The organism is Polaribacter sp. (assembly GCF_965656025.1).
In the GTDB taxonomy this organism is placed as follows: domain Bacteria; phylum Bacteroidota; class Bacteroidia; order Flavobacteriales; family Flavobacteriaceae; genus Polaribacter.
In genome coordinates this window covers 1-9,699 of record NZ_CBFHJT010000090.1, presented here as the reverse complement: position 1 = coordinate 9,699, position 9,699 = coordinate 1, and the positions used below count along the sequence as shown (strand labels likewise).

Here is a 9,699-nt window from a genome sequence, read left to right as displayed (position 1 = left end):
GCAAAAATTCTTGTTTGATAGAAATATTGTTCCTGTAGATGAGTTTGCAAAAAAGCTAATCAACCAAGGGATGATTTTGGGGACGAGTGCTTTTGTTTATAAAACTTCAGTATTTGTTAAAAATGGCTGTGCTATAGATAAATCAAATGATGATGTTATAGAGAACATACCAACATTTTTTGTGTCTAAAAACTTATTCAATTCAGATGATGAGTTTGAAAGTGTAGTTAAAAATTATTTATTAGATAAAAAGTTGTTAGATCCAAATTTTGCAGATTTGGTAATGATTACCAAGACACCAATTCACGCAGATGTTTCTTTGGTAAACGCTTCTGATGAATTAGATGTGGAAGCTTTTAAAAACCACCCTTTAAACGCAGATTATAGAAAAGCAGAGTTTATTTTAGAAGATGGAATTTACAAAGTAGGGCGTGAAGTAGAAAAAATGTCTAAATCTAAATACAACGTAGTAAATCCTGATGATATTTGTGAAGAATATGGTGCAGATGCATTGCGTTTATTTGAAATGTTTTTAGGCCCATTAGAACAAGCAAAACCTTGGAAAACTTCAGGAATTTCAGGTGTGTATTCTTTTTTAAAGAAATTATATAAATTGTTTTATAATGGAGAAAAATTCGAGGTTTCTGACGTTGCTCCTACAAAAGACGAGTTAAAAACCTTGCATAAAACCATTAAAAAGGTTGAAGAAGATATTGAGAATTTCTCTTTTAATACTTCAGTATCAACATTTATGATTGCTGTAAACGAATTGTCTGCTCTAAAATGTAACAAACGAGAAATTTTAGAACCTATATTGGTTTTATTATCACCTTATGCACCACATATTGCAGAAGAATTATGGAGTCAGTTAGGATATAAAGAAAGCATTTCTACAGTTACTTTTCCAAAATTTGAACAAAAACACTTGATAGAAAGTACCAAAGTGTATCCTATTTCTTTTAACGGAAAAATGCGTTTTACCTTAGAATTGTCTTTAGATTTATCTAAAGATGATATCGAAAAAACAGTAATGGCTCATGAGAAAACACAAGCACAATTACAAGGTAGAACTCCTAAAAAAGTAATTATTATACCAGGAAAAATTGTAAATATTGTAGGTTAAAGACTTAGCCTTTTTAGGTGTTTAGTTTTTTTAAGAATTATTTTCCCGTTAAAATAAATCCAAAAGTCATTACACAATTTGTAATGGCTTTTTTATTTGAGTATCTTGTGAGTTCTTAAAATAAACTAAAATGAAACTAAAAATTAGTATCTATTTCCTTGTTTTCTGTATGCTGTTTGCTGCTTGTTCTAAAGAAAAATCAATCGAAAATTTTATGGTAGATTCTTGGCAAACTACATATTTAAAAATTGAAATGAATACTGTAAATAAAACAGATTCATTACAAGTTTATGAAGATAAATTTGATAATAATCCAGAACTAATTGCTCAGTCTAAATACAATAAAGATGGTACTTTTTCTGCTTGGTTTAAAAATCAAAAAGGAGAAAAAATATCACCATCTAATGGCACATGGAGTGTAATTAACGACTCACTTTTTGTAGAATACCATTATAATGGTAGAGATATGAAGGTGGGTTATCATATTAAAAAAACAGATAAAGGTTTTGTAGCTAAAAGTAAATATGATTGGGATGAAGATGGTGATTATGATGATATATTAACGATGAAAACAAAAAAAATAACTCAGTAAATTGATAAGATTTAAAAACATCTCTCTTAGAATAAGAATCTTTTTATCGATGATTCTTTTAGTGCTTTTGGCATCTGTTTTAATACTGGTGGTAACTGTATATCAATACGATGAGCAAACAAAAGACTATAATATACAGCGTTTTGAACGTAAAGAAGCCATTGCAAAAAAAATTATAGAACTAGAGCTTACTAACAAAACGTCATATTCTGTAAATACAGAAAATTTAGCTAAAATTTTTCAAGATAGGATTTACGAAATTTCATCTATAAACAAATTAAATATAACCATTTATAATTTAGAGGGTAGGCTTTTAAAAACATCTGCAAGTAATGCGTTTGAGAAAATAGACAAAACACCTTTAACGCCTAGTACAGTTGCAGAATTATCTCAAAATTCTAGTCATAGAATCTTAAAAAATATAGAAATAGACGATACTAGTTATCAAACATCATACACTTATATTCACGACCCAAAGTTTAAAAGAATTGGAATTTTAGAATTGCAGTTTACGCAAGATAACTCAGAGATAGAGTATGAGCTAAAAGAGTTTATTTATAGATTAAGTTTGGTGTATTTATTAATGTTTATCATCGCTATTTCATTTGCCTATTTTTTATCTAGTTACATTACACGATCAATAAAAACTATTTCAGATAAAATGCAACAGACGCGCTTAAATGAGCGCAACGAAAAAATTATATTAAACAAAGCGAGTTCAGAAATAGAAGTGTTGGTAGCTGCTTATAATAATATGATAGATCAATTAGAAGAAAGTGCTGCAAAATTGGCTAGAAGTGAACGAGAACAAGCTTGGAGAGAGATGGCAAAACAAGTAGCGCACGAAATTAAAAATCCACTAACACCAATGCGTTTGTCTGTGCAAAGTTTCGAAAGAAGATTTGATCCAACAGATAAAAACATAAAAGAGAAAATGGCGGAATATAGCCAAACTTTAATACAACAAATAGATGTGATGAGCTCCATTGCTTCAGCTTTTTCTGATTTTGCAAAAATGCCCACACAAAATAAAGAAGAAATAGAGGTAATTAGTGTTTTAAAATTTGCTTTAGATATTTTTAATCAAAAATCGATAGTTTATCAACCTAAAGAAAAAGAACTTTTTGCTTTTTTAGACAAAACACAATTAATAAGAATTGTAACTAATTTAGTAAAAAACGCCATACAAGCAACAGAAAATGAAGAAAACCCTGTAATAGATGTAATTGTTTTGTCTGAAAAAGAGAATTTAAAAATTGTGGTTTCAGACAATGGTAAAGGCATACCAGAAGAGGTTAAAGATTTAATTTTTGAACCTAAATTTACAACTAAAACAAGTGGAATGGGTTTAGGTTTAGGTATGATTAGAAATATTATTGAAGCTTATAATGGCACTATTTCATTTACGTCTAAAGAAGGAGAGGGAACTGCTTTTACAGTAATTTTACCAAAAAAATAAACATAGAATTTTCTATTAACATTTTAAATATATACAAATGAATTTCGAAAACATTTTAGTAGATATACAAGATACAGTAGCCAAAATAACAATTAACAGGCCTAAAAAATTAAACGCTTTAAATAAAAAGACCATACAAGAGTTGCATACTGCTTTTAAAGAAATACAATCTTATACTGATGTACAAGCTGTAATTTTAACAGGTAGTGGAGAAAAGGCATTTGTAGCAGGCGCAGACATTTCTGAATTTGCAAATTTTTCTGAAGAAGAAGGCGCAAATTTGGCAAAAGAAGGCCAAGAAAAATTGTTTGATTTTGTTGAAAATTTAACAAAACCAGTAATTGCTGCAGTAAATGGCTTTGCCTTAGGTGGTGGTTTAGAATTGGCAATGGCTTGTCATTTTAGAATTGCTTCAGAAAATGCAAAAATGGGGTTGCCAGAAGTATCTTTAGGTGTAATACCGGGTTATGGTGGTACACAACGTTTACCACAGTTGATAGGCAAAGGAAAAGCCATGGAAATGATTCTAACAGCAGGTATGATTTCTGCGGAAGATGCCAAAGAATATGGCTTGGTAAACCATGTAACTACTTTAGAAGATTTATTACCTTTGGCAGAAAAATTAGCAATTAAGATAGCAAAAAACTCTTCTGTAGCTATTTCTAAAGCTATTGAAGCTGTAAATGCAAATTATAAAGATGGTGTAGATGGTTACTATGTAGAAATAGAAAATTTTGGTAATTGTTTTGAAACTGAAGATTTTAAAGAAGGTACAACTGCTTTCTTAGAAAAAAGAAAGCCAGATTTCCCAGGAGAATAAATAATTTTTAGCAAATAAAAAGCGAGCCAATTGGCTCGCTTTTATTATCAAAACATAGCAATATTTTGATTTAACAATTAACTATAAGATTAAAAATTAAAGTTTTGTACATAACTTCTCTCGTTACTATTAATAACAACAGAATAGTTTCCTTTTTCTTTTTCTGACAATCTGTAAACTCTGTTTAAAACTTGGCTATCGTCTTTAAAAGTTTCAGAGAAAATTACATCACCTTTATAATAAAGAGCTACTTTTAAAGGTTCTTTATTAAAATCTATTTTAGATATTAAAACCAAGTTATTTTCTGTTCTAATTACAGGTTTAAAAATGGTTTTTTCTTCTTTAAAAGATACTTTTCCTTCTAAAATAGAAAAGTTTTTAACTATAATTTCGAAATCTTTTTCTAATTCTGCAGTATAATCGCCTTTTACTAATTTAGATAGATCAAATATTTTAGCATAATTACCTGATTTTTCTATGTCTTGGCTGTATATAACTACATCATGACTATCTTTTATCGTTAATGTGTTTCCTTTTTTTACAGTGTTAAATTCTACTTTAACCTTTTTACCATCTACCACATAAGCAGTATTCTTTTTTTCATTTGCGTAGTTCATTAATGTTCCTAACATCATAACTACTACTAAGCACTTTTTAAAATTTGTTTTCATTGTTTTTTCATTTAATGATTATCAACACTGCAAAGTTATATACAATGTCAAGTTTTAAAAACAACAGAATTGGTAAATATATATATTATATTAATACGTTAATTAATAGTTAATAACATGTTAAGTTAATATAGTATATATTTTAGATAAAATTATAAACGAAGTGTGTGGAACATATTTACACAACACAAAAAAAGCGAGCCCTTTGGCTCGCTTTTTATCATCAAAATATAGCAGTATTTTGATGCAACAATTAACTATAAGATTAAAAATTAAAGTCTTGAACGTAACTTCTCTTGTTACTATTAATAACAACAGAATAGTTTCCTTTTTCTTCTTCAGACAATTTATAAATTCTGTTTAAAACTTGACTATTGTCTTTAATGGTTTCAGAGAAAATTACATCACCATTATAATAAAGAGCTACTTTTAAAGGTTCTTTATTAAAATCTATTTTAGAAATTAAAACCAAGTTATTTTCTGTTCTAATTACAGGTTTAAAAATGGTTTTTTCTTCTTTAAAAGATACTTTGCCTTCTAAAATAGAAAAGTTTTTAACTATAATTTCGAAATCTTTTTCTAATTCTGCAGTATATTCTCCTTTTACCAATTTAGATAGATCAAATATTTTAGCATAATTACCTGATTTTTCTATGTCTTGGCTGTATATAACAACATCATGACTATCTTTTATAGTTAATGTGTTTCCTTTTTTTACAGTGTTAAATTCTACTTTAACCTTTTTACCATCTACCACATAAGTAGTATTCTTCTTTTCATTTGCGTAGTTCATTAATGTTCCTAACATCATAACTACTACTAAGCACTTTTTAAAATTTGTTTTCATTGTTTTTTCATTTAATGATTATCAACACTGCAAATCTATGACAGAAAATAGATATTGAAAACACCGTAATTGACGAATATATGTGCTAAATTACCATATATAACTATGTTAAATCTATGTTAAGTTAAAATAGTATATAATTTTGGTAAAATTATATATTATATGTGGTTTTAGATTTGTAATTTTGCAGATATATAATAACTATAATATGAAGACAAAACCTACATTAGAAAAAATTACCCCTAGTTTTGGTAGTTCTTTGTTAGTAAAAAAACACGAACAATTTTTAAAAAGAACAAATGCATTTTGGCATTTTCATCCAGAAATCGAAATTGTTTATGTAAATAAAGGAAAAGGGAAAAGACATATTGGGAATCATATAAGTTATTTTAACAATAGTCAGTTGGTGTTAATTGGTTCTAACTTACCTCATTTAGGCTTTGTAGATCGTTTAACAACGAATGGTTCTGAAACTTTAATACAATTTAAACCAGATTTTTTAGGAAAAGATTTTTTTAAAATTCCAGAAATGGTTGGCATAGATCAACTTTTTGAACGTGCAAAAAAAGGAATTCGTTTTAACATAGAAATTAAAAAAAGAATAGGTGCTAAAATAGAAGAATTAGTAGATCTAGAAGGCCCCACCAGAATTATTGCCTTTTTGCATATTTTAAAAGAATTGGCACAAACAGATGATTATACTATTTTAAATGCAGATGGTTTTGCTTTTGAAACCATACCACAAGATAGTGAGAAAATAGATTTAGTTTTTAAACATATTAACGAAAACTTTAGAAGACATATAGCTTTAGAGGAAGTTGCTGATTTAGTTAGCATGACAGTGCCAGCGTTTTGTAGGTTTTTTAAAAAAACAACCAGTAAAACATTTACAAAATTAGTAAACGAATATAGAGTTGTGCATGCTACTAAATTATTGTCTGAAAGTCAAACAAGTATTACAGATATTTGTTACGAGTGTGGTTTTAATAATTTTTCTCACTTTAACAAACTTTTTAAAGAATTTACGGGTAAACCAGCTTCTAAGTATAGAAGTGAAATGTCAAACTTTATACAATAATTTTTTTAGGATGATTACTAAAATAGAAAAAGCATTAGAATACTATAATTTTAAAAGTAAAGAAATTTTAAATTATATAAATACCAATAATAATTTATCTGTAGATGATATTATAGAAAAAGGGAATGAATTATCTATTTTAGAATATAAAATTACTGCTTTAGAAGTTGCAAAAGAAAATTAGCCCAATAAAGTGCTTTAAAGGCTTTTTTATTTTGAATCATAAAAAACGTATTAGCTAAAAATAAAATGAGCTTAAAATAAATATTTTAATCTCATTTTTTATCAGTAAAAATGATTAAAATATAATTGTAATAAGTTTTAATTATTTAATACCGTTCCATTCATCATAAAATTGTTTTAAATAATTTTCCATAAAAAGATGTCTTTCTTTGGCAATTTGTTTACCAGTATTGGTATTCATTTTATCTTTTAATAATAATAGTTTTTCATAAAAATGATTGATAGTTGGTGTCTTCGCATTTTTATATTCCTCTTTAGTCATATTTAGATTTGGTAAAACTTCAGGGTCATATAAAGCCCTGTTTTTAAAACCACCATAATTAAAACAACGAGCAATACCAATAGCGCCGATGGCGTCTAATCGATCAGCATCCTGAACCACTTCAAATTCTTTTGAGGTAAATTTCTTAGAATTGTTGTCAAAAGTATTTTTAAAAGACATGTTTTTTATAATATTTACCACATGTTTCCCAATTTTTTTGGGTACTTTTTCGTCAATTAAAAATTTTGTAGCCTTTCTAGGGCCAATTTTTTCGTCTCCATTATTAAATTTTGGGTCAGCAATATCATGCAAAAGCGCCGCCAAAGAAACTACAAAAACGTCTACTTTTTCTTCTCTAGAAATTAAAATGGCGTTCTTAAAAACACGTTCTATATGAAACCAGTCATGGCCTCCTTCTGCATTTTGTAGCTCTTTTTTTACAAAAGATATGCAGTTTGTAATCACTTTTTCTCTATCCATTCTTAGGTTCTAGAATTGAGTTCTTTTTTAATTTTTTTCATTTCAAAATACATTACAAAAGCCATAGGTGCAAAAAATAGTGGTAAAAAAGTTTGAAATGAAATTCCCTTTTCAACAGTAGAAAAAATAGCAAATACAATCATTAACACTACCAAAACAATTTGTACTATAAATAGTGTTTTCTGACTTTTCAATTTTTTTTGAAGCTCTTTTGTGCTATATGTTGATAAAGACATTTTCTAATTTTTTTATAAAAATAAAAAATCCACGTTTTAATTTACGTGGATTTTGTATAATTTAACTTCTTAAACTTCCTTTTTAGTAGAATTCTAAAGAAGATAAGTTTTAACAATATTCTTCGTAAGCTTGTGCTAAATTCTGTGCAATCATTTGTGCAGAACGTCCTTCAATATGATGTCTTTCTAACATGTGCACTAAATTACCATCTTTAAATAAGGCAATCGCTGGCGAACTTGGTGGAAAAGGTATCATAAACTCACGTGCTTTTTGAGTAGATTCTTTTTCTACTCCTGCAAAAACAGTGGTTAAATTTGTAGGTGTTTTTTCTGCGCCTAAAGAAGCAATAGCTCCAGGTCTAGCAGTACCCGCTGCACAACCACAAACTGAGTTTACCATTACTAAAGTTGTTCCTTCTTTTGCCAAAGCTTTTTCTACATCTTCGCTTGTATATAATGCGTCAAAACCAGCGTTAATTAACTCGTCTCGCATTGGTTTTACTAATTCTTCTGGATACATAATTATCTAATTTTAAAATGCAAAGATACATATTTGTTTTACAAAATTCAACTATATCAAAAGCGCTTAGATCAATAGAAACATCAATAAAATCAATAGTATTTTTTGGGCATGTCCATTTTTAACAAAAAGTTACGTTACACTGCACTTTTCATTAAAAATCGTCAGGCTTTCAACACTCGCTTTATTTTCGTTCCTCAAATAAGAGCTCAAACAAATGTTTCAATCCTTCATGCAAATAAAATAAATAGTGATCACCATAAAAAATAATACTCAAACCATCTAAATAATCAACAAACTAAAAAATCTATTTTAAAACTTTGTAACTTTGTAAACAACAAATAAAAATAAATGGGAAATTTCACAAAATGGTTGGGTGCAGGTTTAGGTTTTACTTTAGGTGGTCCAATTGGTGCAGCCATTGGGTTTGCAATTGGTAGTTTTGTAGACGGCTTTTCAGAAAAAGACATACTTTTAGAACAAGGAGATTATCAACAACAAAAAAGAACCAGAAAAAATGTAAATACACAATCTGGTGATTTTGAAATGAGTTTGTTGGTTCTGGCATCCATTGTTATTAAATCTGACGGAAATATAGATAAGCGCGAATTAAATTTTGTACGTACCCAGTTTTTAAGCATGTATGGTAAAGAAAGAGCCAATAATGCATTTAAACTATTTAAAGGTATTGTAAAAAAAGAAATTTCTGCAAGACAAGTCTGTATACAAATTAGAGAACACATGTCTCATGCATCTCGTTTACAACTATTGCATTTTTTGTTTGGTATTGCAAAGGCAGACCAATTTGTTAGTGAAACAGAGGTAGAAGAAATTAGAAAAATAGCAGGTTACTTATACATAAACCAAAGAGATTTTGAATCTATAAAAGCCATGTTTTATGATGCTTCTGGCAACGCATACAAAATTTTAGAAATTTCAAAATCTGCCAGTATTGATGAGATTAAAACCGCTTACCGAAAAATGGTAAAAAAATACCATCCAGATAAATTACAAGGTTTAGGTGATGAGCATTTACAGGGTGCAAAAGAAAAATTTCAAAGCATACAAGATGCTTATGAAAAAATTAAACAAGAAAGAGGACTTTAATTTAAAGTTTTTATTAATATTTAATTTTCTGATTAAATATATTTATATAGCTAATTTTGTAAAACAATATTATTTGCTTTACTTAAAAAAAATATAAAAGAGTTTTTTTAAAGGCTCTTTTTTTATGTCCAAAAGTAGCTATTTTCAATAAATTGATTAATTTCGCAATCTGATTAGAAAAGAGAAAAGATGAGCGCGAAATTTACTGAATATAAAGGACTTGACTTACCAAAAGTAGCAGAAGAAATACTAAACTACTGG

At 28.1% G+C, this 9,699-nt stretch carries 12 protein-coding genes; 7 read left to right on the top strand and 5 right to left on the bottom strand.

The window, feature by feature from the left end; translation table 11 throughout:
• The 4 genes from ACTG3S_RS13280 to ACTG3S_RS13265 form a co-directional block, all read left to right on the top strand.
• Positions 1–1,123, top strand: a 1,123-nt coding sequence (locus ACTG3S_RS13280; protein WP_439129824.1) for a class I tRNA ligase family protein, incomplete at its 5' end; no start/stop codon positions are given.
• Between the two features lie 130 nt (positions 1,124–1,253).
• Positions 1,254–1,715 carry a hypothetical protein gene (locus tag ACTG3S_RS13275; protein ID WP_439129823.1) on the top strand — a complete coding sequence of 154 codons (462 nt, stop codon included), beginning with the start codon at positions 1,254–1,256 and terminating at the stop codon, positions 1,713–1,715.
• A 49-nt stretch (positions 1,716–1,764) separates the two neighbouring features.
• Complete coding sequence (locus ACTG3S_RS13270; RefSeq protein WP_439129822.1) at positions 1,765–3,174, top strand: sensor histidine kinase; 1,410 nt, start codon at positions 1,765–1,767, stop codon at positions 3,172–3,174.
• Positions 3,175–3,211: 37 nt separating this feature from the next.
• Complete coding sequence (locus tag ACTG3S_RS13265) at positions 3,212–3,994, top strand: enoyl-CoA hydratase/isomerase family protein (RefSeq protein ID WP_439129821.1); 783 nt, start codon at positions 3,212–3,214, stop codon at positions 3,992–3,994.
• A gap of 89 nt (positions 3,995–4,083) precedes the next feature.
• On the opposite strand, the gene ACTG3S_RS13260 is transcribed toward ACTG3S_RS13265, so the two are convergent.
• Positions 4,084–4,665, bottom strand: coding sequence for a hypothetical protein (locus ACTG3S_RS13260; RefSeq protein ID WP_439129820.1), 582 nt, complete (start codon positions 4,663–4,665; stop codon positions 4,084–4,086).
• 265 nt (positions 4,666–4,930) lie between these two features.
• Positions 4,931–5,512, bottom strand: a complete 582-nt coding sequence (locus ACTG3S_RS13255) for a hypothetical protein (RefSeq protein WP_439129819.1) — start codon at positions 5,510–5,512, stop codon at positions 4,931–4,933.
• Positions 5,513–5,720: 208 nt separating this feature from the next.
• Here ACTG3S_RS13255 and ACTG3S_RS13250 point away from each other — a divergent pair, with 208 nt between their 5' ends.
• Both ACTG3S_RS13250 and ACTG3S_RS13245 read left to right on the top strand, forming a co-directional pair.
• Complete coding sequence (locus ACTG3S_RS13250; protein ID WP_439129818.1) at positions 5,721–6,590, top strand: AraC family transcriptional regulator; 870 nt, start codon at positions 5,721–5,723, stop codon at positions 6,588–6,590.
• A 10-nt stretch (positions 6,591–6,600) separates the two neighbouring features.
• Positions 6,601–6,774 carry a hypothetical protein gene (locus ACTG3S_RS13245; RefSeq protein WP_439129817.1) on the top strand — a complete coding sequence of 58 codons (174 nt, stop codon included), beginning with the start codon at positions 6,601–6,603 and terminating at the stop codon, positions 6,772–6,774.
• Between the two features lie 141 nt (positions 6,775–6,915).
• Here ACTG3S_RS13245 and ACTG3S_RS13240 read toward each other — a convergent pair whose 3' ends face one another.
• The 3 genes from ACTG3S_RS13240 to ACTG3S_RS13230 form a co-directional block, all read right to left on the bottom strand.
• Positions 6,916–7,575, bottom strand: a complete 660-nt coding sequence (locus tag ACTG3S_RS13240) for an HD domain-containing protein (protein WP_439129816.1) — start codon at positions 7,573–7,575, stop codon at positions 6,916–6,918.
• Positions 7,576–7,577: 2 nt separating this feature from the next.
• Positions 7,578–7,811 carry a hypothetical protein gene (locus ACTG3S_RS13235; protein ID WP_439129815.1) on the bottom strand — a complete coding sequence of 78 codons (234 nt, stop codon included), beginning with the start codon at positions 7,809–7,811 and terminating at the stop codon, positions 7,578–7,580.
• A 109-nt stretch (positions 7,812–7,920) separates the two neighbouring features.
• The gene (locus ACTG3S_RS13230; protein ID WP_439129814.1) at positions 7,921–8,331 is read right to left on the bottom strand and encodes a BrxA/BrxB family bacilliredoxin; all 411 of its coding nucleotides are present in this window, start codon (positions 8,329–8,331) and stop codon (positions 7,921–7,923) included.
• 351 nt (positions 8,332–8,682) lie between these two features.
• Here ACTG3S_RS13230 and ACTG3S_RS13225 point away from each other — a divergent pair, with 351 nt between their 5' ends.
• Entirely contained in the window at positions 8,683–9,438 is a 756-nt protein-coding gene (locus ACTG3S_RS13225; RefSeq protein WP_439129813.1) for a TerB family tellurite resistance protein, read from the top strand.
• Positions 9,439–9,699 lie beyond the last annotated feature (261 nt).

What these genes read in the sequence shown, in the direction of transcription:
- ACTG3S_RS13225 (WP_439129813.1), top strand. Translation starts at nt 8,683, where the DNA reads ATGGGAAATTTCACAAAATGGTTGGGTGCAGGTTTAGGTTTTACTTTA.
- ACTG3S_RS13275 (WP_439129823.1), top strand. Translation starts at nt 1,254, where the DNA reads ATGAAACTAAAAATTAGTATCTATTTCCTTGTTTTCTGTATGCTGTTT.
- ACTG3S_RS13240 (WP_439129816.1), bottom strand. Translation starts at nt 7,575, where the DNA reads ATGGATAGAGAAAAAGTGATTACAAACTGCATATCTTTTGTAAAAAAA.
- ACTG3S_RS13260 (WP_439129820.1), bottom strand. Translation starts at nt 4,665, where the DNA reads ATGAAAACAAATTTTAAAAAGTGCTTAGTAGTAGTTATGATGTTAGGA.
- ACTG3S_RS13230 (WP_439129814.1), bottom strand. Translation starts at nt 8,331, where the DNA reads ATGTATCCAGAAGAATTAGTAAAACCAATGCGAGACGAGTTAATTAAC.
- ACTG3S_RS13255 (WP_439129819.1), bottom strand. Translation starts at nt 5,512, where the DNA reads ATGAAAACAAATTTTAAAAAGTGCTTAGTAGTAGTTATGATGTTAGGA.
- ACTG3S_RS13250 (WP_439129818.1), top strand. Translation starts at nt 5,721, where the DNA reads ATGAAGACAAAACCTACATTAGAAAAAATTACCCCTAGTTTTGGTAGT.
- ACTG3S_RS13235 (WP_439129815.1), bottom strand. Translation starts at nt 7,811, where the DNA reads ATGTCTTTATCAACATATAGCACAAAAGAGCTTCAAAAAAAATTGAAA.
- ACTG3S_RS13265 (WP_439129821.1), top strand. Translation starts at nt 3,212, where the DNA reads ATGAATTTCGAAAACATTTTAGTAGATATACAAGATACAGTAGCCAAA.
- ACTG3S_RS13270 (WP_439129822.1), top strand. Translation starts at nt 1,765, where the DNA reads ATGATTCTTTTAGTGCTTTTGGCATCTGTTTTAATACTGGTGGTAACT.
- ACTG3S_RS13245 (WP_439129817.1), top strand. Translation starts at nt 6,601, where the DNA reads ATGATTACTAAAATAGAAAAAGCATTAGAATACTATAATTTTAAAAGT.